Origin of the sequence: Algihabitans sp., assembly GCF_965226985.1 — a bacterium.
GTDB lineage: Bacteria > Pseudomonadota > Alphaproteobacteria > Kiloniellales > DSM-21159 > Algihabitans.
The window spans coordinates 394,556-420,590 of sequence record NZ_OZ245712.1 but is presented as its reverse complement, the minus strand read 5'-3'; the positions used below and the strand labels follow the sequence as shown (position 1 = coordinate 420,590).

The following is a 26,035-nucleotide window of genomic DNA, read 5'->3' as shown; positions in this document are numbered from 1 at the left end:
CTCAACCACTCTCCGCCCGAGATAAAACAGATCGCCTAAGCTGTTCCTCCCGCCACCCGAGATCGAGGTCGGAAGCTACCTTTAGGATGGCAGACAAAACGGGAGACGGAACCGGAAGCCCGGTCCGAAGACGCTCCGCGCGCGTTCGTCTTTCCTTGTCCCCTGGAATCAGAACGTCTTCCACCCCCTGCGCAGGACTGCTGCTTCGAACGAAATCGATGTAGTGTGCGACTTCGCCGCCGAAGCCCCCAAGATCGTTGAAGCGCGCCGGATCCAGAAATATCGCGAGCATGCCGTTCCCGAACGCACGGTCGGACCGTCCGTTCGTACCGTTCCCGGTAAGTGCCCCGCCAAGCAGTTCGCAGGCCAGCATGAGACCCGAGCCTTTGTGATCTCCGAAGGCCGTCAAAGCGCCCGGTCCGGCTTGAGGGTCCGGAGTGCCCTCCTTCAAGCTCGGACCATAGAGCACTTCAGGATCGTCGGTCAGCCGTCCGTCGGCCCCCATCAGGGCATCGCCCGGAAGCCTCTTGCCGCCGCGTGCAGCCACCAGCGCCTTACCCTCCGCGACCTTGGAGGTTGCGAAATCCAATATGAAGTCGTCGCCCTCCGGGTTGGGGACACCGATCGCGACAGGTGCGGTCGAACCGACCCTCTGTGCACTTCCAAAGGGGGCGACGAGGCGGGAGCCGCCGACATTGACGAAGAATAGACTGATGTAACCAGCCTCCGCCGCCTGCTCGGCGAAGGCGCCGACCCGGCCGATATGGCCGGCCCGACGCAGCGCGACAACGCCGATCCCCTGCTCGCGTGCGAGCGCAATACCCTCCGAAGTCGCTTCGCGCGCCAGCCACTGCCCCATGCCCGAGCCGCCGTCGAACTGCCGCGCCGCGCCAAAGCTCGCGATGGGCGAAAGGGGCTGACGGGCCTTGATCCTGCCGCTACCCAGCCAGCTGTGATAGCGAGGCAAACGAATGACGCCATGGCTGTCGTGCCCGCGAAGACTGGCATCGACCAGATGCACGGCAACGCAATCGGCTTCGTCGACGCTGCAGCCATCGGCCCGCAACACCTCGTCGATCAGCGAGGTGAGTGCTTGCGGGTCCACGAGAAGGGTTTCCGTCATCTCGGCTCTTAGAGAAATTGGGTCTGCAGGGTCATGGAATGCGCCTTTGCAAGAAGCCGCTAGGGCACCAGGCAACGTCCAGCCGGAGCCGGGCGAAGGCAGGCCAACCTCGCCAACCGCCCTCGCCCGGTTCCGACTCAGTTGGCCGCCTGTTCTTCGAAGAAGCGTGCGGAACCGGGATGCTGTGGGATTCCGACATCCTGGGAAAGCATGTCCGGCGTGGTCGTCCGCAAGGCCGCAACCGCGACGCCCAGGTCTTCCAAGCGTTCATGAATGGCACGCGTGACGTTGTAGATCGTGGTTTCGTCAACACCGCAACCGGCGATGACATGGGTTCCGAAACTCACGGACTGCACGGGGCCATCCATGTTGGCGTAGGCATCGGCCGGGATGGTGATCTGCGAAAAACCGGCGTTGACCTCAACCATCTGCTCGAACATGGCGTCGGTGATCGGCAGGAGTTTCAGATCGCGGGACGCGCCAACGTCCATGATGACGCCGGCCGGAACACCGGTTGCCTGAAAGAAACCGTCCACCTGACCGTCCTTCATCATGTTGACCTGGTCGGACATGGACGCAAAGTTGACTTGCTCCAGATCGTCGTAATCCAACCCGACGGTCGAGAGCGTGAGACGCGCAAGCTGTTCGGCGGTGTTGCCGCGCGGCGTCACCGCGAGGCGGCGTCCGGCGAAGTCCTCGAACGAGCTGATCTCGGGATTGACGACAGCCGCCTGGATCACCTGAGGATAGAGATAGGCGACGTTGCAGATGTCGGTCGTGGGTTCCGTGAAGGGCTCCCGACCCAGTGTCGCATCGACGGCCGAGATGTTGTTCGACATGCCGAGCTGAGCCAGACCCTGCGACACCGCTTGGATATTCGCGAGACCGCCGCCCGGGCGAACCTGGATCGAGATGTCGTCGAAGATGTCCTCGACGGCCGCTTTGATCGCACCGCCGGTCGGATACCAGGAGCCGCCTGGCGAACCGGTCACGAAAACGAGGTTCTCATCCGCCAACGCGGGACCGGCGGTCAAGACCGCAACCAGGCTTACAGTCAGCTTGAGCTTCTTGAACAACTTGTCCTCCCTTGGATTCGAGTCTTGGTTTGTCATTGGTCCAGGGTCGCCGCCACCTTCGCGACCGGGTTTCGGCGTTGCAGGAAGAAGGCGACGAACGCCAGAGCCAGGCCGACCACATCGGTCAAGAGGCCCTGGTAGATGAGCAGGAACGCGGCAGCGACAAGCAGACAGCGTTCCAGCATTCGCAGATGACGCGTCAGGTAGGCATGCAGACCTGCAGACAGGAAAATCACGCCGGCAATGGCAGAGAGCGACGCGAAGAGAATCTCGCCGAAGCTACCCTGCATGATAAGTGCCGGCGAATAGACGAACATGAAGGGTACGATGTAGCCGGTCATTCCCAGCTTCGCCGCCGCAACGCTGGATTCCCAAAGCTTGGCGCCGGAAATCGAGTTGGCCGCGAAGAGACCGATTGCGACCGGCGGCGTAATCGTCGACATGATCGCGTAGTAGAGCGCGAAGAGGTGGGCGGCCTCCAGCGGCGTGCCGAGACGCACGAGCGCCGGGATCAGCAGGGCCGTCTGCAGGATGTAGGCCGGCGTGGTCGGCAGGCCCATGCCGATCACGATGCCGGCTAGAGCCGTCAGGATCAGTGCGACCAGCATGGAGTCCTGTGAGATACCGCGAATGAAGCTGGAAAACTCGAGTCCCAGTCCGGAGTGAACGATCACGCCGACCACGATACCGGCGCAGGCGCAGGCCATGGCGACCTGGATCGCGTTGCGGACACCGTTTTCCAGTCCCTCCAGCAACAGGGCGAAGCTGAATTCAGAGCGCGTCTGCTTACGCAACAACGTTGTAGGGAGAATTGAGAGGATGCCGTAAAGCGCTGCGTAGGCCGGTGAGAATCCGGCGAACAGCGTCCCCATGATGACGATCAGCGGGATGATCTGGTGCCCGCGTTCGCGCAGAACTCGCCAAACCTCCGGGATCTGGCTTTCCGGCAGGCCGGAGAGACCCTGACGCTTAGCCTCGAAATGGATCGCGACAAAAACCGAAACGAAGAAGAGCGTCGCCGGTATCAAGGCGATCAGCATCACGTTCAGGTAGCTGACCCCCATGATCTCGGCCATCACGAAGGCGGCCGCTCCCATCACCGGCGGCATGATCTGCCCGCCGGTCGAGGCCACCGCCTCGACGCTACCGGCGAAAGCGCGGTTGTAGCCGAGCCGCTTCATCAGCGGGATCGTGTAGCTGCCGGTCGTCATGATGTTCGCCACCGCGCTTCCGGAGATCGAGCCGAAGAAGGCGGAGGACAGACTTGCGACCTTTGCCGGACCGCCGGTGGTGCGGCCGGCAACTGCCGTGGAAAACTCGATAAAGAAGCGTCCCGTTCCCAAACGCTCGGCCAGCGCTCCGAAGAGAACGAAAAGAAAGAGAAAGGTCGCCGAGACGTTCAGCGGAATGCCGAAGATACCCTCAGTCGTCAGGTAGTTGACATCGACGATGTAGCCGGCCGTCAGCAACCCCGTGACGAGCGCGTAGCCGACGAAGGCCAGCGCCGTGAGCGGCAAGGCCGGTCCCAAGGTGCGCCGGCAGCCCTCCAGGACAAGAAAGATCAACCCCCACCCCAGCCAGAACTGCTCGACGGCCGGCGGCGTGACGAACTGGAACCGCTGATACAGCGCCTCCTGATTCAAGATGAGATAGCCGACCGTCACCAAGGAAGCGGCGATGAAGAGGATATCCAGACCGACCGCGAGGCTGCTCCTGCGCTCGACCTGAGGGAAGAGCAGGAAAACCAGAACCAGCGCCAGGACAAGGTGCGTGCCGCGAAAGGTGAAGGGTTGCGGCGCACCGAAGAGCACGACATCGAAGTGGAATAGGATCATGCCCGCCATGAGCGCGAGCGTCAGGATACGGAGCCAGGACCGCTGCGCGATCACCGGGCGTGCCTCGCGAAGTCGACGGCAAACCGGATCATTTCAATTCTCCCGCCAACGCGGCCACAAGGGCGGCGCGCTGGGGCACGACGCCGATGGCTCCCGCCGGGCGCGTGCAGACGTTTCCTCGATGTGCTCACTGCTTTTTTCGTTCTTGCGCTCAAAGGTCATTTCTGTCGACGAAATTGTCAACAATTTCATCTGGCAAGACCGACGTAAGGCGCGCTTTTCCCACTTCACGAGTGAAAACCCTTGTCTCAAACGCCTTCAGGTTCTGTCAGACAGCACCGCAACGACTTTCAAAGCCGAGCGCGTTTTCGACGATCGTACCAACAGGCGCGACAGTGGCGAGCGCGATGGACCGTTATGCGGTCGTCGGCACGCCATGCTGCCCGACGGTCATCCAGCGTTTGATGCAAGGCGATGACGGTGACGGTACATGGCGTCATAGCGATCAACCTGGTTGAGGCTGAAATGACCGACAACGAGGGAGACCAGCCGCTCGCGATCGCGGCCCTCCATGGCGGCGATCAACTCATAGTGCTGCGCCTCGGTCCGCGCCATGATCGAATCGTCAAAATACTTCATCGCAGCAATCAGATGCGTACGCGCCGCATACTCCTCGATTGCGGAGGTCAGAGTCCGGTTTTCGCAGGCAGAGTAGAGGGTGCGGTGAAACTCATTGTTCAGATGGAGGACCCGGCGGAAGTCCTTTGCCTTCAAGGCTTCCGAGTAGGCGGTTTGAACCTTGCGCAGAGCCTGTGTAACGACCTTGGGTGCCGGCAAGGGAATACAGCTCGCCGCGTGAGACTCGATCAGGACCCGAAACTCGTAGAGTTCGCGAATTTCTCGGGGGCTCGGCTCATGAACGACGACGCCGCGATTCGGTACGCGGACGACAAAGCTCATCTCTTCGAGCTGCGCGAAGGCCTCGCGAAGAACATGCCGCTTGACGTCGTACCGCTGGACCAGAGGCTCCTCCACCAGGCGGGAGCCCAGCGGAAAGACACCCAGCACGATGTCCTCGTAGAGGGCCTCGACCACGCGCGAAACGGCCTCGGACACGTCGCTCTCTCTTCCTCGTTGCGCCAGCCGCAAAGATAGAAAATTGCTCGGCGAGGCTAAAGAGCTTTCGCTCAGTCACGAGGAGCTTCGTCAAGCGGATAAGGAGTCAAGCGCGCTGCACGGTCATGATCCAGGCTGGATCTCTTCCCTCGAATAGCTCTGCGCGCCGGCCTCACGAAGACCCTAAAAGAACGAAGGTAGCGACAGAGGATGGAGGTAACGGTTCGCCTGACCCTCAAGCCGAAGCTGTGGCCGCAGGTGTCAATCGATCCAGGGACTGAGTGAGGGCCGCGACCAGATGCTCGCACTCGATTCCAGCAAACTCGATGTCCTGACGCGCGAGGAAACCGCGAACCCTTGCCTCCAGTGCATCGACCTCTGCGTCGCAGCCGACCAAGTCGCGCTCTAACCAGTCGATGCTTTCCGTCGGGCGTGGGTGCCAGTCGCCGTTGACGATGGCAGCCTCCACCGACCGGTCGCGAATCTTGAGTGCGGTCCAGATCAGGCCACCAGGCGCCTTGACGCGGCCCCGCCCGACTCTCGCACCGGCAAGATCCCCGAACCGCACCGCTTCGGTTTTACCATAGAGCCAGTCGTCACTGGACAGCCGCTCCCGGAGTTCGGCCGCATAGGTTCGTTCGATGTCGGTCAGGTTCTCTCGCTGCAGATCCTCGACGCCAAAGGCATCTTCGGCGACTTGCCGTGTCAACTGTTCGAGCTCCGCCTCTGAAAAGCTGCGTCCGGTCTCGCGTTGCAGGTCCGTGTAGCGGCTGGCCATATCCTTGTGGATCTTGTCCTTCACCTTCTCGGGCGGCAGGGGAATCGCCCGCGCGGCGACCTCGACGTTGATGGGCGCCGTGTTGATCAGGATGCGCATGGTCATGACGCCGTCTTCGATCTTGAGGGAGGTCGGCATCAGTTTGCGCCCCTGGACCTCGACGTCGTTGAGCGGGCGGTAGGCGGCCGGCACGTCGTATCGCCGGCGCAGCGTCTCGGCGACGGCCCCCAGCACCAGGGGAAAGGCTTCCCGTGAGGTCTGCGGGATGCCGGGCAGATCGGTCGGCAGGTAGAAGCAGACGAAGATCGACCCGGCACCGGCATAGATGGCGCCGCCGCCGTTGACACGCCGCCGCACCTCGATCCCCGCGCTCCGGCAGAAATCGAGGTCGAGCACCTGGGTCGGATCCTCGTTGATACCGATGGTGATGCTGTCGCGGTCGAAGATATCAAGAAAGACCGTTGGCGGCGCCTCGCCCTTCGCCACCGCACGTTCGACGGCCGGTGAGACGGAGATCGAGAAATCCGTGTAGGCGTTGCAGTCGACGACGAGACGCCAAGGCCTCTTTGCGGACGCTCCGGTCTCACTCATGGAAAATCCCTCCTCGCAGGTCTGCTGCAGATTGCTTTCATGTCCGCTCGTCGAGCATGACCGGGCCCTCGGGCAGATGCTCCACCGTCTCAAGAGCGTCGAGCGACACCAGAGTCTGACTCTTGAAGGACCGGTGAACGGACTCGGATGCGTCGTCGTCGAGCTGCCCTTCGACCAAAAGAGTCAGGTGATCGGCGCCGTTCCGGCTGCTTACTCGCAGCCGATGCGCCCCCCGGACACCGGGCAGGCCCAGTAGAACGGCACGCAGTTCCGACGGATAGAGTTTGACGCCCTTGGCCTTCACCATCTCATCTGTACGACCGAAGACAACGCGGGGCAGGTTGACCCTGCGACCGTGTACCGGCGCCGTATATCGCAGGAGCGTCAGATCGCCGGTGCGATAGCGCACCAAAGGCTGCGCTTCCTTTCCCAGATGGGTCAGAACCAGTTCGCCGCGCTCGCCCTCTGCAACGGGAACCCCGGTTTCCGGATCGATGACCTCTGCATAGAGCAGCTCGTCGAAGACGTGAACGCCCTCGCCGCCCGGAAAGGTCCTGGCCACGGGCAACACTTCCGACAGGGAAAATGAGTCGATCAGCTGCGTGTCGGGCATGGCCCGCCGAACGGCGGCGTAAAGCGTTCGATTTCCGGTAAAGGGCTCGCCGCCGGCAAAGAAGACCCTGGGAGCCGGCATACCCGCCTCCAGCAGGCGCAGGGCGAAGCTAGGGTTGCCGGCCAGGACCGTCATACCGGCATCGCGGCAGAGCGCGGCCGTGCGATCCGCTTCGCCCGGACCGGCCGGAACACAGGTGACGCCCCGCGCCTCCATTTGAGACTGGTAGAACAGCCCCGCAACGAAAAGATGGTATCCGAAAGTCACGACGCAGACGTCGTCCGGGCCAATCCCACAGGCCGAAAGCTGGTGGTCAGCGGCCGTATTGATACGTGCCAGGTCGCCGGCCGTGTGTAAAATCGGAACCAGGCCGCCGCCCATGGGCGAAAAGTTCATGCGCACGGCCTGCGGACAGACGAAGGCGCCGAAGCCCGGCTTGCGCATCTCACTGACCAGATCCTTGCGACTCATGAGGGGCACGCGCGCGACGAACTCTTCGGCGTCCGCGACCTCTCGGGGCAGGCGGCCGGCGTAGAAGGGGTGAGAGGCAATACAGCCAAGGGCCGCGTTGATCGCATCGCGCGGAAAGGTCATGTCCATCGGGCCGTTCCTGGTCGATTAAAGGGCATGAGGACGGCGTGCCAATAGCAGGCGCTCGCCGTAGACCAACGCCAGGGCCAGCAGGCCAACAAGATCGGTTCGATGCTCCGGCACCATCAATGTTGCGACCCGCCGGTCGACAGGCTGCCGATGAAGGCTTCCTCCACTTCCCGCGGATCCAAGCCCTTGGAGACGTCTGCGAAGGCCGCGCGGGCGGCCTCGGCGAACAACGATTTCAGACTTCGCTCCGGCTCCAGGCCATAGACCGTCTGCCCGACACCGATGACGGCGACACGCTTCATGCAAAACCTCGTTTTACTATGCAAAACAAAGGTGCACGAAAGTGAACCGGTCTTTCAAGTCTCGCCGGCGGGCTTCTGGCATGCGGTTACGGCAGCAGCGCTCAGCGGAGTCCCTGGCGCTGATAATCGGCCTCGATCGCGCGACGCATCCCGACCAGACGCGGCCCCAGATCCTCGCGTAACCGTTCTTCGCTGAGGACGAAGGCCGGGCCGCCGAGGTTGAAGGCGTAGACAGTTTGACCGTCAGGCGCGAGGAAAGCGGTGCCGGCGCCGTTGATGTCCGGCACCCAGCAACCGATGCCAAGGCAGAAACCGCTGTCGGCGATCTCCCGCTCAGCCTGGGCGATCTGCTTCTTCACCGCAGTCCAGTCCTTGCCCTCTTGCCGTTTGAGGGCATCCATCACCTGGCGACGCACGGACTCTGGCGCATTCGCGAGCCAAGCCCAACCCATGGCGCTGCGCGCCAAGGGTAAGCGGCTGCCGATGTCCTGATGCAGGATCACGTGGCTCACGCCGCGCTGCAGTTCGATATAGACCATGCTGAGCCGGTCCCGGTCGCCCAAGGCGACCGTGCCGCGCGAGGCCGTCGCCAACTCCAGCATATGCGGGCGCGCCAGGTCTCGGATCGCCAGACTCGCCAAGTAAGCCTGATTGATCGCCAACACGCCGGATCCCAAGCGGTAGCGCTCGAGCTTCGGGACGTACTTGAGGTACCCCAGCTTCGTGAGGGTATAGGTGATCCGGGACACTGTCGGTTTCGGCAGCCCGGTGCGAGAGGCGATCTCCTGGTTGCCCAGCAGAGGGTCAGTGGAATCGAAGGCGCGCAGGACTTCGAAGCCGCGCGCCAAGGCCGTGATGAACTGGCGGTCCTTCGCTCCCTCGCCCTCCATGCCGCCGGGATCGTCGAGCCCGGAGTCCAACTGCCAGTTCCGCCGTGTCGTCATGCAGCTCAGATCCCTTCACTCCTGCGGCAGTCGAGTCTAGCGCTTTGTTTCGCTCAGCGAAACAAGGACTATTTTGCTCTGCAGAAGAATATTTTGCATAAGTTGATCCCGGTGATGCGCTTCCCTAGCATGTCAAGCCGTCGCGGTTCTGGAGAAGATGAAATGCCATTGGACGAAGGCCTGACCCTCGAGCTGACGGAAACAGTGCGCCGCGTCGTCGAAGAGCGCCTGATACCCGCCGAGGAGCAGACCGTCGCGGAGGACAAGGTCCCGGACGAGATCCGGGCTCTACTGCGCGATCTCGGATTGTTCGGAATCTCCGTCCCCGAGAGCTACGGAGGCCTCGGGCTTCCCCTCGAGGCTGAGACCAGACTCATGTTCGAGCTCTGCCGCGCATCGGTTGCCTTCCGTTCGATTCTCGGCACCAACAACGGAATCGGCTCGCAGGGTATCGTGATAGACGGTACGGAAGCGCAGAAGCGGCACTACCTCCCGCGCATCGCAAGCGGAGAACTGATCGCGTCCTTCTGCCTGACCGAACCGGACAGCGGTTCCGACGCCGCGTCCCTGCGCAGCGTCGCGCGGACGGATGGGGACGACTTCCTGATCTCCGGCACCAAGCGCTACATCACCAACGCACCGGAGGCTGGACTCTTTACGGTCATGGCGCGCAGCGAGCCCGATCAGCCGGGCGCGAAGGGAATTTCGGCCTTTCTGGTCGAGGCCGAAACGCCGGGCATCACGGTCGGGCCCTGGGACCGAAAGATGGGGCAGCGCGGCGCGCATACGGCCGATATCACCTTCGACGAGGTGCGGGTTCCGGCGACTGCGATCATTGGTGGTCCCGAGCGGCGCGGACAGGGTTTCAAGACCGCCATGAAGGTTCTCGATCGAGGCCGCGTGCATCTGGCCGCCGTCTGCGTTGGGGCGGCACAAAGGCTGCTCGACGAAGCTTTGAGCTATGCGATGGACCGCCGGCAATTCGGCCAGGAAATCGCCCAGTTCCAACTGATCCAAGCAATGCTGGCCGACAGTCAGGCGGAGATCTATGCTGCCCGTTGCATGACCATCGATGCGGCGCGGCGCATCGACGCCGGCGAAAAGATCCCGATGCTGGCGTCCTGTTGCAAAATGTTCGCCAGCGAGATGGTCGGACGCGTCGCCGACCGAGCTGTTCAGATTCACGGCGGCGCCGGCTATATGGCCGACTACCCCGTCGAACGTCTCTACCGCGACGCTCGCCTGTTTCGTATCTACGAAGGCACCACCCAGATCCAGCAACTCGTTATCGCACGCGCCCTGATCAGCGAAGCTTCCGAGGCCATAGGTCGCTGATCGGTCTGATGGCAGGCGGCGAACTAAGGACAAGAACATGCCCGATACAGCCAGCCAGTTCCCTCCCGTGCTGTCAGAGCGACGGGGCGCCGTTGCGCTGCTGACCCTGAACGATCCCTCAAGGCGCAATGCACTGTCGCTGCCGATGCGCGAGGCTCTCTACGATCTGCTGGCGCAGGCGATGGCGGACGGGGCCGTCCGCGCCATCGTCATTTCCGGCGCCGAAGGCGGATTTTGTGCCGGGGGAGACCTCCGTTCCATGGAGGATGTCGGACCGGTGGCGGCTCAGGCGCGCTTGCGCAGCGCCCACCGTCTGGTGCGTCTGATCGTTGGTGGAGAGAAACCGGTCATCGCGGCGGTCGAAGGCGACGCGGCAGGCGCTGGCCTGTCCCTGGCGGCGGCTTGCGATGTGGTTCTGGCGGCCGAGACTGCACGCTTCATCGCCGCCTTCGACAAGGTTGGCTTGATGCCGGACCTGGGCGCCCTCTGGACAGTGCCGGCACGATGCGGCAACAGCGCGTCCCGGCGCCTTCTGTTGCTCGGCGAAGTCTTCGACGGCCGCGAAGCTGCCCGCTGGGGCCTCGCAGACAAGGTCGTGGCGCCCGGGCAAGCCCTGTCCGAAGCTCTCGCGGCCGCGGAAAGACTGACGGCGGGCGCGCCTCTCGCGATCGCGGCCGTGAAGGCCGTGCTGGCCCGGGGGCCTCAAGCTCTGGACGTAGTCCTCGATGGCGAAGCCGACGGGCAGGCCGTTCTGTTTTCCAGTCAGGACTTCGCAGAAGGACGTCAGGCCTTCTTCGAAAAGCGGAAACCCCAGTTCACAGGTCGCTGACGACGCGGGGGCGGAGCACGCGCAGCGGGGCTTCCCGCAGACCTGCATCGAAAGGATCCGCCGCGTCCTGGGCCCCGGCTGCCAGGTATTCCTCGGCCAACCGATCGACCAGGTCGGCGACCGAGGGAACATCGGAAATCGACCCGACACCTTGGCCGGCACCCCAGATATCCTTCCACCGCTTCGGACGCTTTTCGTGGTTACCGACGGCGACCTCGCCCAGGGGTGGCAGGTTGTCGGGATCGAGACCGTTACGCTCGATCGACGGCCGCAGATAGTTGCCGTGAATACCGGTGAAAGCCGGACTGTAGACGATGTCGGCAGCCGCGCTCTCAACGATCATCTGCTTGTAACCGGGCGCCGCGTTGGCTTCCTGCGTCGCGATGAAACGGGTTCCCAAATAGGCGAGATCCGCTCCCATGACCCGCGCCGCCCGAACGGCGGCGCCGGAGCTGAGAGCACCTGCCAGTACGATCAGACCGTCGAATTCGGCCCGCACCTCCGGCAGCAGCGCGAAGGGGTTGATCGTCCCAGCATGCCCACCTGCGCCGGCCGCGACCAAAATCAAACCGTCGACCCCGCTCTTGATGGCACGTCGCGCATGTCGAAGGTTGACCACGTCGTGGAAGACGAGGCCGCCGTAGTCGTGCACCGCCTCCACGACAGCATCAGGCGCGCCGACAGAGGTGATGACAAAGGGCACGCGGTGCGCGACCACCGTAGCTAGGTCCTGTTCGAGACGGGGGTTCGAGCGGTGGACGATGAGATTGACGCCGTAGGGAGCCGGAGGCGCCGCACCGGATTCACGACGCGCCTCCTCCTCCCCGAGCGATCTGGAGATCCGTTCCAGCCAATCCTCAAGTGCTTCGGCCGGCCGCGCATTCAGCGCTGGAAAGGCCCCCGCGACGCCGGCGCAGCACTGTGCGATCACGAGATCGGGGGTGGAGACCAGAAACAGTGGCGCGCCGATCACAGGAAGGCGCAGCCGGCGGCCGAAGCTCGCTGGCAGGGACATACACACCTCGAAACGCTTTGCCGATGCTGAGAAGACCGGAGATCCAGAGCAGGAAATCATAGGCAAGGATGTTTCGCAATGCGGATCGCGATTTCACTCGCATGCGGTTCGATATCGAGACAGGGCCCTGATGTCTCGCCGAGCCTTGGCCAGTCGACAGGCTGATAGCTTGTTGGGCTTCGTCTCGATTGGTGAGAGATTCCTATCACTGGCTGAAGCTGCGGAGAAAGGGACGACTGTCGCGATCGGCTCCGCCAAAAAGGTCATCTTTTATCCATCTATTTACTATGGTTTTTGGTATACATTTATATATTGCGCAAGAATACCTCGCATGCGACTGTCTCTTCGTTCGATCCTGTCGTCAGAGTTGCCCGGGCAATTTCTAGCGGACCCGCCCTGGCAGAGGCGCAGGTGCAGCTCGTGCCGAACAGCGGACGATGTCACGGGGCACCTCGACCCCGGTTCGTCCCGCAGATGCCCATCACAGAAGGCATCGACAGTTCGGACCCGACCCAAAGGGAGGACAAGACGTGTCACAATCGAAAATCAAATCGGCAGTTCTATCCGGCGCCGCCGCTCTGACCGTTGCTGCCGGACTTTCCGCTCCGGCACTGGCCGCAGAGTACGAGTGGGTCTTCCAAAGTTCGGCACAAGCCGGCGACAATTTTTTCCCAATCCAGCAAGCCTGGGCCGAGCGTGTGGGAACCGTCACCGGTGGCCGCATCTCCATTGAGCTGGTCCCGACCGGAACCGTCGTCTCCTATAATGAGACGCTGGATGCCGTCGCCGCAGGAATCCTCCAAGGACACGTCACGGATCCCTCCTACTTCTCGGGCAAGGATCCCGCCTACGGCATGCTGAGCAATCTCGTCGGCGCCTGGTCGCATCCCCAACAGATGTTCAACTACATGAACTACGGCGGAGGCATTGAGCTCTTCAACGAATTGGAGAACCCCTACGGCCTGCAGTTCCTGGGAGCAGCTGCCACCGGCGTCGAGGCCTTCCTCTCGACCACGCCGATCCGTACCGTGGAAGACCTGAAGGGCATCAAGATGCGCGCGCCGGAGGGCATGGTTCAGGAGGTCTTTGCTGCCGCCGGTGCGTCACCGGTAAATCTGCCCGGCTCCGAGGTTTACACCTCTCTGGAAAAGGGGGTGATCGACGCGGCCGACTACACGGTCTTCTCAACCAACCATGCTCAAGGCATGCACGACTTCGCGACCTATCCGATCTATCCAGGCTTTCACTCCATGCCAGTGATCGGCGTCTCCATGAACAAGGAGATCTACGACACCCTTCCCGAGGACCTGAAGGCGATCCTTGCCATGTCGGTACGCGACTTCGCTCAGGACATCGTCAATCGCCTCGAAGTCGAGGACATGCGTGCCGTCGCCGAGGCTCAAGCCGACCCGAACATCGAGGTGATCGACTGGTCCGAGGAGGAGCGCGCGAAGTTCCGGGCGATCGCTCAGAGTCAATGGGAGAACTGGGCCGGCCGCTCCGACTTGGCCGGCAAGGTCTATGAGAGCGTAACCGTCTATCTGAAGGAAACCGGCCTGCTACGCTAGGTCAGTGCGAAGGGCGGTCCGGCGGACCGCCCTTCTTCGCTCGAAGGCGCCGACCACACCGTGCACCGCGACCTTTGGAGGCGCTCCCCGTGCCGAAAGACAGCACGACCCTTGACGATGCCGAGCAGACGGTCTCAACAATCAAGGCTCTGACGCGTGCGACCGGATCCGACGGGCAGACAGGGCTCGATCGACTCATCATACGCCTCGGGTCGCCCGTCAGTCTGCTCTTCGCCTTCGCAACCGCAATCTCGATCTACGAAATCGTCGTCAGACACTTCTTGAATGCTCCGACCATCTGGGCACATGAGACGGTCATTGCGCTGGTCGCCTTCTGCTACCTCTATGGCGGAATGCTCTGCCTGGCGCGCGACCGGCACATTCGTATCGGTCTGATCTACTTCGGCACGGAGGGCGGAACCCGGCGTCTGCTCGACGCCGTGAATGCCTTCCTAGCCCTCCTTTTCGCCGTCGCCATTGCCTACGCGGCCTGGACCATGACCGAGCGAGCCTGGTTCGCGCCCAGCGGAGACGTCAGACTCGAGCGGACCGGATCCGCCTGGAACCCACCCATCCCCGCCTTCGTAAAGCTGGCGCTTTTCGTTACGGCCATCATTCTTGCAATCCAGTCGATCGGCCACTTCCTGGTGGCGCTGCGCGGCGGCGGTCCGGGTCACAAGACGGGAGGCCGCCCCAACCCTGTCGCCCTTCTTGGCATCGCGGTCGTTCTAGGTTTGCTGGTCGTCGGCGCCGCCATCCTGTTCTCGAAAGGCCGCAGTCTGGGAATCGAGACCGGCTCTATCCTGCTGGTGCTCGGCATCATGGTGATGATTCTGACCGGAATCCCGCTGGCTTTCGTCACCGGCCTGATCGGCGTCGTCTTCACCGTTGCCTGGTTCGGAACGATGGGAGTCCCGCTCGTCTCCAGCCGGATCTACAGCTTCATCAACGAATACGTCCTGGTCGCCATTCCGATGTTCGTTCTCATGGCGTCTCTGCTCGACCGTTCGGGAATGGCGCGGGACCTCTACGACGCCATGCGCCTGATCACACGGCGTCTGAATGGCGGCGTCGCGATCCAAACCTTGATCGCCGCCGTTTTTCTCGCCGCGCTCTCGGGCATCATCGGCGGCGAGATCGTGCTACTCGGCCTGCTGGCCCTGCCGCAGATGCTGCGGCTTGGCTACAGCCGCGCGCTCGCTATCGGCACCGTCTGTGCGGGCGGGTCGCTGGGCACCATGATTCCCCCCTCCATCGTCTTGATCGTCTACGGTCTCATCGCCAGCGTCTCCATCAGCGACCTCTTCCTGGCCACCGTGGTGCCGGGCCTGATGCTGGCTTCTTTCTACATCATCTACATCTACACCCTCTGCACAGTCCGCCCGGAGATGGCGCCATCCATCTCGGCCGACGAGCAGGCGATGTCTTGGCTGGAGATCTTCGCCAGGATGAAAGGCGTGATCCCACCGTTGCTCGTTGCCTTCACTGTGCTCGGCTCGATCTACGGCGGGGTGGCATCGGTCACGGAGGCGGCTTCCATGGGCGCCGTCGGGGTTCTGATCTCCGCGATCATCCGGCGCGAAGCAACCTGGGAGCTGATCAGCGGCGCCTTGAAGCAAACGCTGGAGACCTGCGGCATGATCATCTGGATCGGCTTGGGCGCCTCCGCGCTGGTGGGCGTCTACAACCTGATGGGCGGTAACCGGTTCATCGAAGGTCTGGTCCTGGACAGCGGTGCGTCGACCCTGGTGATCCTGCTGATCATCATGGCGATCCTGCTGGTTTTGGGTCTCTTCATGGATTGGATCGGAATTGCGCTCCTAACCATGCCGATCTTCGTGCCCATCATCATCCAGCTGGGGTTGGACCCGATCTGGTTCGGCATCCTCTTCGCCATGAACATGCAGGTGTCCTACCTCTCACCGCCCTTCGGACCCGCGGCCTTCTATCTGAAATCCGTCGCGCCACCCGATATGACGCTGGCGGAGATCTTCAGGGCCCTGATCCCCTTCATCTGCATTCAGTTGGTCGCACTGACGATCGTTCTCTTCTTCCCGGAGGTCGCCTTGTGGCTTCCCAACCTGGTCGACGGACGCTGAGCCGCGAAGGAACCGATATGTCCGAGACCCGTGCCAATCGCCGCTTTCGCTCACAGGAGTGGTTCGACAATCCCAACAATCCAGGCATGACGGCCATGTACCTGGAGCGCTATCAGAATCAAGCCTTTACCCAGGAAGAACTGCAGTCCGAGCGTCCTGTGATCGGTATCGCCAACAGCGGCAGCGACTTGGCCCCCTGCAACAAGATTCACCTTTTCCTGATGGATCGGATCAAGGCCGGTATCCGCGACGGCGGTGGCATCCCGCTAGAGTTTCCGGTTCACCCCATCCAGGAGACCGGCAAACGACCCACCGCCGCGCTCGACCGCAACCTGGCCTATCTCGGCCTGGTCGAAGTCCTGCACGGCTACCCCATCGACGGCGTCGTCCTGACGACCGGATGCGACAAAACCACCCCAGCCATGCTTATGGGTGCCGCAACAGTCGACCTTCCGGCCATCGCGCTGAACGGCGGACCGATGCTGGACGGCTGGTGGCGCGGTGCACGCGCCGGCTCGGGTACGATCATCTGGGAAAGCCGTCGCCTGCTGGCCGAGGGAAAGATCGACTACGCGGAGTTCATGGAGCGCGCCTGTGCCTCCGCTCCCTCGCTCGGTCACTGCAACACCATGGGAACAGCCTCCACCATGAACGCTCTGGCCGAGGCGCTGGGAATGACCCTGCCAGGCAGTGCCGCCATCCCGGCCCCCTTCCGCGAGCGCATGGCCATGGCCTACCGGACCGGTAAACGTATCGTCGAGATGGTGTACGAAGAGCTTCGTCCGTCCCAAATTCTCACCCGGCAAGCCTTCGAGAATGCGATCGTCGTCAACACGGCCATCGGGGGCTCCACCAATGCACCGCCGCATCTTCAGGCCATCGCGCGCCATGCAGGGGTCAATCTGAGCATCGAGGATTGGCAGACCTTTGGGCTGGAGGTACCGCTGATCGTCAACATGCAGCCCGCCGGCCACTACCTGGGAGAAAGCTTCTTCCGCGCCGGCGGCGTTCCGGCAGTGATGGGCGAACTGTTGGCGGCGGACCTGCTCAACGAGAAAACACAGACGGTCGCAGGCGCCACCTTGGCGGAGGCCGTGGGGCGCGCGCGCAGTCTGGACCGCGACGTGATCGCCAGCGTCGAAGCACCGCTGAGGCAAAAGGCGGGGTTTGTCGTTTTGTCTGGCAACCTTTTCGATTCGGCCCTGATGAAGACCTCGGTCATTTCCGATGACTTCCGCCAACGCTTCCTGTCGACACCCGGCCGCGAAGAGGTGTTCGAAGCGAAGGCGGTGGTGTTCGAAGGTCCCGAGGACTATCACGCGCGGATCAACGATCCCGATCTCGAAATCGATGCGGAGACCATGCTGTTCATCCGCAACGTCGGGTGCGTCGGCTATCCCGGCTCTGCAGAGGTGGTCAACATGCAGCCGCCCGATGCCTTGCTAAAAGCAGGCCTGTCCCACCTGCCGACGGCGGGCGACGGTCGACAGTCCGGCACGTCGGAAAGCCCTTCGATCCTCAACGCCTCACCGGAAGCCGTGGTGGGAGGTGGACTGGCGCTCTTGCAGACCGGAGACCGGATCCGGCTAGACCTGAGAGCGGGACGACTGGACGCGTTGGTGCCGGAGGAGGAGTGGCAGGCACGGCGGGCCGCCTGGTCCGCACCGACGCTCACGCATCAGACGCCCTGGCAAGAACTCTATCGCCACCACGTCGGCCAACTGGCCGAAGGCGGATGCCTGGAACTCGCGACGGCCTACCAGAGGATCGTCAAAGACCTGCCGCGAGACAACCACTAGAGCAGGATCGTCTCAGGCGGAAGCCAAACGCTTCCGCCTGAGACGATCGCGCCCTAGACCCGAGAAATGTGGGTCCACGCCGCGTGCTGGTTTGGCGCTCTATGGCCTCCACCCAGAATCTAGAAATTCAGGGCGACCACGAATCGCTGACGAGACCAACTTTCACCTAATTGCATTCTTGTACAAAAATGAATGGTATGTGGTATACCAAACATGCAAGCCTTTAGCCCTCGGAACGTGAAATAATTCTCCTGTTCCCAAGGACCTGCGCGCCGAAGGCTGTACCGGCAAAGCGGTCTGTCGGTCGAAACGGCCCGCGCGCGCGATCTCACGACAACGGTGATGACATGTCTCTGCTGCTGGAAAGTCACTCTGAAGACGACGAACTGGCCATTTCCCGCCAGGCTCTCGCGTCACAGGTTGCGGATCGCCTGCGCGATTGGATTCTGGTCGAGAAACTCGAGCCGGGCCAAGTCCTCGGCGAGCGAGAACTGGCCGACCGCATCGGCGTCTCGCGAACACCAATGCGCGAAGCCTTGCGGATCCTGGCGGCCGAGGGCCTGGTAAACATGGTGCCCAATCGCCGACCGAGAGTCGCCGATCCGACCCTGGAACAGCTGCTTGCTCTCCTCGATGTCCTGGCGGCTTTGGAGGGACTCGCGGGCGAGAAAGCCGCGGAGCACATCACCGAGGAAGAGATCGTCGAGCTGAAGGCCATTCTCGCCAAGCTGGCGACCTTCCCGGAAGACGGCGATGCCCTGGAGTTCTTCCGCGCCGACATGAGCTTTCATCGCAGAATCGTGCGCGCCTCGAACAATCCGGCGCTGATGAAGACGCACGAGCAGTATAACGCAGCCGTCTTTCGCGCCCGCTTCATGTCGACGCGCTGGACGACGCGCCGCCCGCTCATGAAGGATCAGCACGGCCAGATCCTGGAGGCGCTGGAACGCCGGGACGGGGCGGCTGCCAGCGCAATGATGCGCGAACATCTCATGCAGCTGAAACGCAACATCTCCGACCTTTACGCCAACGACAGCTCCGCGCGCAGCGCCGATGCGGTACGGCGTCGGCAGGCGGGATAGATCCTCTCGTCCCGCACGGAGCCCCCGCCGACGCTCGATAGAGACGCCTTCGTCCGGCGGTAATCCTTCCACCGAACCTCGGCACCAGATCCAACGGCAAGGGAAGTTCACAGCCTATGTCTGCCCGCATCACGCGCGTCCACGCACAAGACATCCGCTTCCCCACCTCCCGTCACCTAGACGGATCGGATGCCATGAATCCCTCCCCGGACTACTCAGCCGCCTACGTGATCATCGAGACGGATCACGGCCCGTCGGGTCACGGTATGACCTTTACCATCGGACGCGGCAACGACCTCTGCGTCGCTGCAGTCGACGCGCTTGCTCCGCTAATCGCCGGCCGCCAGCTCGACGATCTCTTCGCCGATATGGGGGATACCTGGAAAGCGATCACGGGCGAAAGCCAGCTCCGCTGGGTCGGGCCGGAGAAGGGAGTCATTCACCTCGCCGCGGCCGCCATCGTGAACGCCCTATGGGACCTTTGGGGCAAGACACAGGGCAAACCCGTCTGGCGCCTCCTGGCTGACATGAGTCCGGCAGACACCGTGAAGCTGGTCGACTGGACCTACCTGAGCGACGCGCTCGACCCTGGCGAGGCACGCGAGCGCTTGGAGGAGAAGCTGCCGGGCAGAGCCGCGCGGATCGCTGAGATGGAGACAGGTGGTTACCCCGCCTATACGACCTCAGCCGGATGGCTCGGCTACTCCGACGACAAGATGCGGGCGCTCTGCCAGGCCGCCATCGCAGAAGGCTGGTCTCATTTCAAGATGAAGGTTGGCGGCGACCTGCAGGACGACATACGCCGAGCGGCGATCCTGCGCGAAGAGATCGGGCCGAACCGCAAACTGATGATGGACGCCAATCAGGTTTGGGGCGTCACCGAGGCTGTTGCCAACATGAAGGTCCTCGCCCGCTTCAATCCCTGGTGGATCGAGGAACCGACCAGCCCCGACGACGTTCTGGGCCATGCGCGCATTGCCCGGGAAATCGCACCTATCAAGGTTGCGACCGGCGAACACTGCCACAACGCGGTGATGTTCAAGCAGTTTCTGCAAGCCGACGCCATCGCGTTCTGCCAACTGGATTCCTGTCGCCTTGCCGGACCGAACGAGATCGTCGGCGTGCTTCTGCTGGCGGACAAGTTCGGCGTTCCCGTCTGCCCTCATGCCGGAGGAGTCGGCTTGTGCGAGTACGTGCAGCACCTGTCGATCTACGACTATGTCGCCGTCTCCGCATCCCTGGAGAACCGCGTCCTGGAGTACGTCGACCATCTGCACGAGCACTTCCTCGATCCGGTGATCGTCAAGGACGGCCGCTACCTGCCGCCAAAGGCGCCCGGCTACTCGATTACCATGAAAGAGGACAGCCGACAGGCACACAGTTTTCCCGACGGAACGGCCTGGACCTGACCGAACACAAGGAGTGACGGAGCGTTGCATGCAACACGACCATGCCTTCTCACTACCCCAATCCGGGCGCTTCGTGGGCCGCGTCTGGCGGCCGGATCTGCAGGGGCCGTCGGTGATCGTGGTGCGGGACGGTGCGGTCTTCGACATCACCAGCCGCACCACGCCGACGATCAGCGCTCTCCTGGAGCTCGACGACCCGGTCGCTTACCTGGACGACTCACCGGGTACGCCACTGGGTGACCTGCAGAAGCTTGCCGCGAGCGGGCCCGGTGAAATGGCAACGGGAGCGGCACCGCATCTTCTTGCGCCCTGCGACCTGCAAGCGATCAAGGCCTGTGGCGTGACCTTCGCGAAGTCCATGGTCGAACGCGTGATCGAGGAGCGGGCCGCCGGGGACCCCGGACGCGCCGAATCCATTCGCGCCGCCGTCGGTGCCATCATCGGAGACAGCCTCCAGAATCTCACACCCGGTTCCGACCAAGCCATGCAGGTCAAGGCCGAACTGATCAAAGAAGGGCTGTGGTCGCAGTATCTCGAGGTCGGTATCGGACAGGACGCCGAGGTCTTCACCAAGTCTCAACCGCTCTCCGCCGTCGGCTGGGGTGCCGACATCGGCCTTCACCCCGTTTCCACCTGGAACAATCCGGAACCGGAGGTCGTCTTGGCGGTCGACAGCCAGGGCCGGATCAAGGGTGCGACCCTGGGCAACGACGTCAATCTGCGCGACGTCGAGGGACGCTCGGCACTGTTGCTCGGCAAGGCGAAAGACAACAACGCCTCCTGCGCCATCGGTCCCTTGATCCGCCTGTTCGACGAGACCTACGGACTCGACGATCTGCGCAGGGCCGACCTGGAACTGCTCGTCGAGGGAGCGGACGGCTTCCGTCTCGAGGGAGCAAGCTCCATGCGGGAGATCAGCCGGGATCCGCTGGATCTCGTCGCCCAGACCCATGGACGGCATCACCAGTATCCGGACGGCTTCATGCTGTTCCTCGGCACCCTCTTCGCACCGACTCAAGACCGCGATATCGCCGGAGAGGGCTTTACTCACAAGGTTGGCGACAGGGTCACGATCGCCAACGATGAACTCGGCAGCCTGGTCAACACCGTCCGGCTTTCGACCGACTGTCCGGAATGGACCTTCGGCTTCTCTGCGCTGATGCGAAACCTAGGTGCCAGACACCTGATCTGATCGGTTCACAGGGTGGTCGTCAGCTCTCCGAGACGCCGGATGAGCGCCATGTTTTCGCGATAGTCGATGGGAATCACGATCAACGACGGTCCCCGATGCGCGAGGGCCTTGTCGATCGCCGGGCGCAGATCTCTCGCGTTCGTCACCTTCTGGCCCTGCCAGCCGAAGGCGGAAGCCAGATCAAGCCAGTCGGGGTTCCCGAAGGCCAAATCGGTGTGCCGCTGGAACTCCTGCTCCTGCTTCCAGGAGATCAAGCCGTAACCGCCATCTTCCCAGACCATCACGGTAATGTCGCTGCCCAACCGTCGGGCCGTCTCCATCTCCTGCACGTTCATCATGAAATCGCCGTCGCCCGCGATCGCGAAGACCTTACGGTCGGGGGCGACGATATGGGCGGCGATGGCGCCGGGCAGCGGCATGCCCATGGAGCAGAAACCGTTCGGGATCAGGCAGGTGTTCGGTTCGTTGCAGTGGTAGTAGCGTGCGATCCACATCTTGTGGGCTCCCACGCCCGACAAGAGAATATCGTTCGGCCCGAGAGCCGCGCGCACGTCCCAAAGCGCCTTCTGGGGACGGATCGATCCCTCGGTATCGTCATCCTTATGCGCGGCAAGATCGTCCGCCATGCGCGCCCGAACCTTGGCCTGACCCTCCAGCGCGTAGTCGGGAACGCCGTCGCGCGCGACCCGCTCGTTCAGCATCCAGAGCCCGTGCGCCAGATCTCCGACCAGTTCGACGGCCGGCAGATACTGACTGTCGATTTCGGCCGGTAGGAAATCCATGTGGATGATCGCCTTGTCGCCTTTTGGGTTCCACAGGCGCGGGGGATACTCGACGAGATCGTAGCCCAGCGTGATCACCAGATCGGCTTCGTCGACCGCCAGGGCCACATAGTCCTTCTGCTGCAGACCGATGGTGTAGAGGCAGTAGGGCGACTCGCGGTCCACGGCCCCCTTGCCCATGAAGGTGGAGATGACGCCGATTCCCGTCGCTTCGCAAAAGCGGCGCAGTTGCTTCGCGGCCCGCCGACGGATGGCGCCGTTGCCCGCGATGATGATCGGCTTGCGCGCTGCCCGGATCCGAGCCCAGGCCGAGTCGGCAATCTTGTCGTCGACCCCGGGGCGGCGGAACCGGCGTGGCTCTAGAGGCTTGGACTCGGTTTCCTGCTTGGCCACATCCTCAGGCAATTCGATCAGGACGGCCCCTGGCTTTTCCGTGCGCGCCAGGCGCACGGCCTTGCGCACGATCTCAGGGATACTGTCGGCCACCCGGATCGACTGCGCCCACTTGGTGACCGGTTCGTACATCGCCACGACATCCATCACCTGATGGCTTTCCTTGTGCTGGCGTGCGGTTGCCGCCTGCCCGGTCAGGACCAGGACCGGGGCACGGTCCATGTTGGCGTCGGCAACTCCGGTGATCAGGTTGGTCGCACCCGGCCCCAAGGTACCCAGGCAGGCGGCCAGGTCACCGGTCAAACGGCCATAGACCTCGGCCATGAAGGCGGCGCCCTGCTCATGGCGCGTGAGCACGAACTCGATAGAAGAGCCCTGAAGCGAGAGCAGGAAGTCGGCGTTCTCCTCGCCGGGAACGCCGAAGATGTGCGTGATACCTTCTTCTTCGAGACAACGAACGAGCAGATCGGAAGCCTTCATGCGGGAGCATCCTTTTCAGGCCGAACGTCGGCGTTTGGGCTGAGCATCCAGAAGCTATAACATGGGGGTCCGTCGCTTCGTCTTGCAGTACCGACCGAGCGACGGTTGGAGGCGGACTACGGCCGGCCCCGCGCGGCTTGCTGCGTCAGGTTTCGATAAGTCCCGTAGTGATGTTCCAGGTGCGCGCGCATTGCGGCCTCGGCCTGATCGGGACTGCCGGCGACGATGGCCGCGACGATGTTGCAATGGGCGCTGTAGGCCACTTCGTCGTCGCCTTCGCGATACAGAACGAGAGCGCGGCGATCGTCCAGCAGTAACGCCATGGCGTCATGTAGCGCGACGACGATGGGATTGCCGGTTGCCTGCGCAAGCGCAGCGTGGAAGGCGACATCAGACGTCTTGAAAGCCGCCTCATCGCCCATTGCGGCCCGGTTGGCGGCCAGAGCCTCGTCGAGACGCCGCAGATCGGCCTTGGTCGCCGACTCCGCGACCGTGCGCGCCACGACGACTTCGAAGAGAACACGCGCCTCCTGTAAGGCCGTCTGCCCGTCGGGTTCCTCCAGCAAACCGCGCAGAGAGCCGAACAAACGGGGTAAAACCGCATCCAAGGTGGGTTTGATGACGCGCGGACGCGTGCCGCTGTGGATCGCAATAAAACCTAGTTTCTGAAGGTAGAAAAGAGCTTCGCGAATAGCCGGACGGCCGACCCCGAACTGCTCCATCAGTTCGCGTTCGGATGGCATCGTATCGCCGGTCTTGTAGTGGCCGTCGCGAATCTCCTTTTCCAGCCGCTCCGCCACCTGCTCGGACAAGGTCCGCCGTTCGATCTTGTACTTCTTCATACGTCAGCCGTGCCTCCAAGCGGCATTCCAGTGGAAGACCCTGCCCTCAGGTGGCGCGCCTGCCATAGTAACCGCGGGATAAAAACGGCGGCAGGATGCGTCAAGTCGGAAGCGGACGCAAACGGACCGAATAGCTGGCAACCCACATAGTTATCCAGGTCTGCCTGTCTATCCGGCGCTGGTGTCCAATCTGCTTCGAATGCGACGCAGCCGACACGGCCCTACCAAGTGAGCCGCTAGCGATATATGAGGCTCGGAAGCCACATCGAAAGGGCCGGCACGAAGGTCACCAGAAGCAGCGAGATCACCAGCGGAACCAGAAACGGTACAGTGCCGCGCAGACAACGCTCGAAGGGTTCGCCGGAGACCCGCGACAAGACGTAGAGCACCATGCCGACCGGCGGCGTGAGGAGGCCGATCATCAGGTTCAGGACCATGATGATGCCGAAGTGAACCGGATCCACGCCAATCTCCATAGCTACGGGCAGGAGAACGGGGACCAGGATCGTTATGGCCGCAATCGTTTCCATGAAACAGCCAACGACCAACATGATGAGCGTCATGAGCAACAGAATCACGAAGGGGTTGTCGGTATAGCCGGTCAGGACCGCGGCAAAATGACTGGTGAACTGATTGCTGATTAGAATCCAGGAGAAGATGGAAGCAGCCGCTACAACCAGAAGGATGACCGCCGTGGTTTCGATGGTCTCCATGCTAAGACGAACGAGACGGCGCAGCGGTAAGGAGCGGTAGACAATCAGCCCGAGGAACAGGGCATAGACGACGGCTGCGATCGCGGCCTCGGTCGGGGTGAAGGCGCTGGAGAGAATCCCGCCGACGATGATGACCGGTGTCATGAGGGAGAGAAACGCGCGCGTGAAGGTCGACCAGAGACGGCGGAGGTTGAACTGCGTATCTCGCGCGTAGCCGCGCCGACGCGCGATCCAGCCGACCATGACCATCAGGGTCACGGCCATGATAAGCCCCGGTATGAGCCCGGCGACGAAGAGTTGACCGATGGAGGCCGAAGCCATGACGCCGTAGATCACCAGCGGCAAACTCGGCGGAATGATCGGGCCAATGGTCGAGGAGGCCGCAGTGATACCGACGGCGAACTCCGGTTCGTAGCCGCGCTCGCGCATCGCCTTGATCTCGATCGTACCGAGCCCTCCCGCATCGGCGACAGCGGCGCCGGACATGCCCGAAAAGATGATGCTGGCTCCGATGTTGACATGGCCGAGCCCGCCCCGCATCCAGCCGAGTAAAGCGTTGGCGAAATTGAAGAGACGATGGGTAATGCCAGCGCCGTTCATTAGAACGCCCGCCAGGATGAAGAAGGGAATGGCCAGTAGCGGAAAGCTGTCGATCCCGTTGATCATCCTGTGCGCGACGACAAAGTCGGGCACCTGACCGGTGACATAGACGAACAGCAGGCTGGAGCCTCCCAGAGCGATCGCGACGGGAAAACCTGCCAGCAGCATCGTGAAGAGCGCTGCGAAGAGAAACGCCAGGGTTTGGCCACTCCAGACGAGCCAGATACAGAGCGAACTGCCGAGCAGGAGGACGAGCGGAGCCAGCGGTCTGGAGCGGCCCGTGAGAGAGGGAGAACTGACGCTCATCGCAGAGTTTCTTTATTTTCGGCCGCCTGGATCAAGCCGGTCGAGACACCGCCATTGGCTCTCTGTCGCCAGTCGAATAGCGCACGCTGGAGGGCGCGCAGTGTCATGAGGACCAGTCCCGCTGCGGCGACGTAGTAGATGACGCTTTTGGGCACGTCGACGGAGGTCATGTAGGAGTGGGTGCGTTGCGCCAGAGCGAAGCACAGCCAGGCCAAGGTCGCGAAGAACCAGATTCTGACCAAGTCGACGACGGCGACCGTCACGCGTTCCGAACGCGCGGACATGTAGCGATACAGGAACTCCATCGCGATATGGCTGTTCCGCCGCACCGCCATTGCGCCACCGAGAAAGCCGACGCCAATCAGCAGATACCGTGCCATCTCCTCGGTCCAGCCGATGGAATCGCCAAGCACGAAGCGCGAGAAGAACTGAGCGAAGACGTTCACGGCAAGCAGCCAGAACACGAGCAGAACGACATAGTCTTCGACGGCATATTCCGAGAAACGGAACGGTAGTTCGGAGTCGAGTTCCAGAAGATCTTCGCTTTGCGTGTGCGATGACGCTGGGACGGTCATGACCACCTCCGGGTCGTGAAAGCCGCCCCCGTCCACCG

General features: G+C 62.6%; 21 protein-coding genes. 8 read left to right on the top strand and 13 right to left on the bottom strand.

Features of this window, described 5'->3' with window-relative positions; translation table 11 throughout:
* Nucleotide 1: 1 nt before the first annotated feature.
* The 8 genes from ACO054_RS01820 to ACO054_RS01785 form a co-directional block, all read right to left on the bottom strand.
* Nucleotides 2–1,123, bottom strand: a complete 1,122-nt coding sequence (locus tag ACO054_RS01820) for an Ldh family oxidoreductase (protein WP_421708739.1) — start codon at nt 1,121–1,123, stop codon at nt 2–4.
* Nucleotides 1,124–1,260: 137 nt separating this feature from the next.
* Entirely contained in the window at nt 1,261–2,199 is a 939-nt protein-coding gene (locus ACO054_RS01815; RefSeq protein WP_421708738.1) for a TAXI family TRAP transporter solute-binding subunit, read from the bottom strand.
* A 32-nt stretch (nt 2,200–2,231) separates the two neighbouring features.
* Nucleotides 2,232–4,088 carry a TRAP transporter permease gene (locus ACO054_RS01810; protein ID WP_421708737.1) on the bottom strand — a complete coding sequence of 619 codons (1,857 nt, stop codon included), beginning with the start codon at nt 4,086–4,088 and terminating at the stop codon, nt 2,232–2,234.
* Nucleotides 4,089–4,484: 396 nt separating this feature from the next.
* Entirely contained in the window at nt 4,485–5,150 is a 666-nt protein-coding gene (locus ACO054_RS01805; RefSeq protein WP_421708736.1) for a GntR family transcriptional regulator, read from the bottom strand.
* 235 nt (nt 5,151–5,385) lie between these two features.
* Nucleotides 5,386–6,519: a lipoate--protein ligase family protein gene (locus ACO054_RS01800; protein ID WP_421708735.1), complete on the bottom strand. Its 1,134-nt coding sequence runs from the start codon at nt 6,517–6,519 to the stop codon at nt 5,386–5,388.
* Nucleotides 6,520–6,556: 37 nt separating this feature from the next.
* On the bottom strand, nt 6,557–7,732 hold the full coding sequence (locus tag ACO054_RS01795; RefSeq protein WP_421708733.1) for a phenylacetate--CoA ligase family protein: 1,176 nt from the start codon (nt 7,730–7,732) through the stop codon (nt 6,557–6,559).
* A gap of 116 nt (nt 7,733–7,848) precedes the next feature.
* On the bottom strand, nt 7,849–8,034 hold the full coding sequence (locus ACO054_RS01790; RefSeq protein WP_421708732.1) for a hypothetical protein: 186 nt from the start codon (nt 8,032–8,034) through the stop codon (nt 7,849–7,851).
* Between the two features lie 101 nt (nt 8,035–8,135).
* Entirely contained in the window at nt 8,136–8,978 is an 843-nt protein-coding gene (locus tag ACO054_RS01785; protein ID WP_421708731.1) for an IclR family transcriptional regulator, read from the bottom strand.
* Nucleotides 8,979–9,140: 162 nt separating this feature from the next.
* Between ACO054_RS01785 and ACO054_RS01780 the strand changes: the two genes are divergently transcribed.
* Both ACO054_RS01780 and ACO054_RS01775 read left to right on the top strand, forming a co-directional pair.
* The gene (locus ACO054_RS01780) at nt 9,141–10,313 is read left to right on the top strand and encodes an acyl-CoA dehydrogenase family protein (RefSeq protein ID WP_421708730.1); all 1,173 of its coding nucleotides are present in this window, start codon (nt 9,141–9,143) and stop codon (nt 10,311–10,313) included.
* Nucleotides 10,314–10,350: 37 nt separating this feature from the next.
* Nucleotides 10,351–11,142, top strand: a complete 792-nt coding sequence (locus tag ACO054_RS01775; protein ID WP_421708729.1) for an enoyl-CoA hydratase/isomerase family protein — start codon at nt 10,351–10,353, stop codon at nt 11,140–11,142.
* Here ACO054_RS01775 and ACO054_RS01770 read toward each other — a convergent pair.
* A complete protein-coding gene (locus tag ACO054_RS01770; protein WP_421708728.1) occupies nt 11,129–12,157 on the bottom strand; it encodes an NAD(P)H-dependent flavin oxidoreductase in 1,029 nt (342 codons plus the stop codon). The genes ACO054_RS01775 and ACO054_RS01770 overlap by 14 nt on opposite strands.
* A 530-nt stretch (nt 12,158–12,687) precedes the next feature.
* Between ACO054_RS01770 and ACO054_RS01765 the strand changes: the two genes are divergently transcribed.
* The 6 genes from ACO054_RS01765 to ACO054_RS01740 all read left to right on the top strand — a co-directional run bounded on the left by ACO054_RS01765 (nt 12,688) and on the right by ACO054_RS01740 (nt 21,306).
* The gene (locus tag ACO054_RS01765; protein WP_421708727.1) at nt 12,688–13,725 is read left to right on the top strand and encodes a TRAP transporter substrate-binding protein; all 1,038 of its coding nucleotides are present in this window, start codon (nt 12,688–12,690) and stop codon (nt 13,723–13,725) included.
* Nucleotides 13,726–13,814: 89 nt separating this feature from the next.
* Nucleotides 13,815–15,824 (top strand): TRAP transporter large permease subunit, encoded by a 2,010-nt coding sequence (locus ACO054_RS01760; RefSeq protein ID WP_421708726.1) that lies wholly within the window; start codon nt 13,815–13,817, stop codon nt 15,822–15,824.
* A gap of 17 nt (nt 15,825–15,841) precedes the next feature.
* The gene (locus tag ACO054_RS01755; RefSeq protein ID WP_421708725.1) at nt 15,842–17,623 is read left to right on the top strand and encodes an IlvD/Edd family dehydratase; all 1,782 of its coding nucleotides are present in this window, start codon (nt 15,842–15,844) and stop codon (nt 17,621–17,623) included.
* Between the two features lie 347 nt (nt 17,624–17,970).
* Nucleotides 17,971–18,705, top strand: a complete 735-nt coding sequence (locus ACO054_RS01750) for a GntR family transcriptional regulator (RefSeq protein ID WP_421708724.1) — start codon at nt 17,971–17,973, stop codon at nt 18,703–18,705.
* Between the two features lie 116 nt (nt 18,706–18,821).
* Entirely contained in the window at nt 18,822–20,114 is a 1,293-nt protein-coding gene (locus ACO054_RS01745) for an L-fuconate dehydratase (RefSeq protein WP_421708723.1), read from the top strand.
* Between the two features lie 28 nt (nt 20,115–20,142).
* On the top strand, nt 20,143–21,306 hold the full coding sequence (locus ACO054_RS01740) for a fumarylacetoacetate hydrolase family protein (RefSeq protein WP_421708722.1): 1,164 nt from the start codon (nt 20,143–20,145) through the stop codon (nt 21,304–21,306).
* 5 nt (nt 21,307–21,311) lie between these two features.
* Here ACO054_RS01740 and ACO054_RS01735 read toward each other — a convergent pair whose 3' ends face one another.
* From ACO054_RS01735 to ACO054_RS01720, 4 genes are all read right to left on the bottom strand, one after another.
* Nucleotides 21,312–22,961, bottom strand: a complete 1,650-nt coding sequence (locus tag ACO054_RS01735) for an acetolactate synthase large subunit (protein ID WP_421708721.1) — start codon at nt 22,959–22,961, stop codon at nt 21,312–21,314.
* Nucleotides 22,962–23,077: 116 nt separating this feature from the next.
* Nucleotides 23,078–23,803 (bottom strand): FCD domain-containing protein, encoded by a 726-nt coding sequence (locus ACO054_RS01730; RefSeq protein ID WP_421708720.1) that lies wholly within the window; start codon nt 23,801–23,803, stop codon nt 23,078–23,080.
* A gap of 236 nt (nt 23,804–24,039) precedes the next feature.
* Complete coding sequence (locus tag ACO054_RS01725) at nt 24,040–25,422, bottom strand: TRAP transporter large permease (protein WP_421708719.1); 1,383 nt, start codon at nt 25,420–25,422, stop codon at nt 24,040–24,042.
* A complete protein-coding gene (locus ACO054_RS01720; protein ID WP_421708718.1) occupies nt 25,419–25,997 on the bottom strand; it encodes a TRAP transporter small permease in 579 nt (192 codons plus the stop codon). The genes ACO054_RS01725 and ACO054_RS01720 overlap by 4 nt, the downstream gene beginning before the upstream one ends.
* Nucleotides 25,998–26,035 lie beyond the last annotated feature (38 nt).

Coding starts and splice junctions, on each gene's coding strand:
- ACO054_RS01775 (WP_421708729.1), top strand. CDS start 10,351: ATGCCCGATACAGCCAGCCAGTTCCCTCCCGTGCTGTCAGAGCGACGG.
- ACO054_RS01720 (WP_421708718.1), bottom strand. CDS start 25,997: ATGACCGTCCCAGCGTCATCGCACACGCAAAGCGAAGATCTTCTGGAA.
- ACO054_RS01795 (WP_421708733.1), bottom strand. CDS start 7,732: ATGGACATGACCTTTCCGCGCGATGCGATCAACGCGGCCCTTGGCTGT.
- ACO054_RS01745 (WP_421708723.1), top strand. CDS start 18,822: ATGTCTGCCCGCATCACGCGCGTCCACGCACAAGACATCCGCTTCCCC.
- ACO054_RS01730 (WP_421708720.1), bottom strand. CDS start 23,803: ATGAAGAAGTACAAGATCGAACGGCGGACCTTGTCCGAGCAGGTGGCG.
- ACO054_RS01755 (WP_421708725.1), top strand. CDS start 15,842: ATGTCCGAGACCCGTGCCAATCGCCGCTTTCGCTCACAGGAGTGGTTC.
- ACO054_RS01780 (WP_421708730.1), top strand. CDS start 9,141: ATGCCATTGGACGAAGGCCTGACCCTCGAGCTGACGGAAACAGTGCGC.
- ACO054_RS01790 (WP_421708732.1), bottom strand. CDS start 8,034: ATGAAGCGTGTCGCCGTCATCGGTGTCGGGCAGACGGTCTATGGCCTG.
- ACO054_RS01770 (WP_421708728.1), bottom strand. CDS start 12,157: ATGTCCCTGCCAGCGAGCTTCGGCCGCCGGCTGCGCCTTCCTGTGATC.
- ACO054_RS01740 (WP_421708722.1), top strand. CDS start 20,143: ATGCAACACGACCATGCCTTCTCACTACCCCAATCCGGGCGCTTCGTG.
- ACO054_RS01820 (WP_421708739.1), bottom strand. CDS start 1,123: ATGACGGAAACCCTTCTCGTGGACCCGCAAGCACTCACCTCGCTGATC.
- ACO054_RS01750 (WP_421708724.1), top strand. CDS start 17,971: ATGTCTCTGCTGCTGGAAAGTCACTCTGAAGACGACGAACTGGCCATT.
- ACO054_RS01785 (WP_421708731.1), bottom strand. CDS start 8,978: ATGACGACACGGCGGAACTGGCAGTTGGACTCCGGGCTCGACGATCCC.
- ACO054_RS01735 (WP_421708721.1), bottom strand. CDS start 22,961: ATGAAGGCTTCCGATCTGCTCGTTCGTTGTCTCGAAGAAGAAGGTATC.
- ACO054_RS01725 (WP_421708719.1), bottom strand. CDS start 25,422: ATGAGCGTCAGTTCTCCCTCTCTCACGGGCCGCTCCAGACCGCTGGCT.
- ACO054_RS01800 (WP_421708735.1), bottom strand. CDS start 6,519: ATGAGTGAGACCGGAGCGTCCGCAAAGAGGCCTTGGCGTCTCGTCGTC.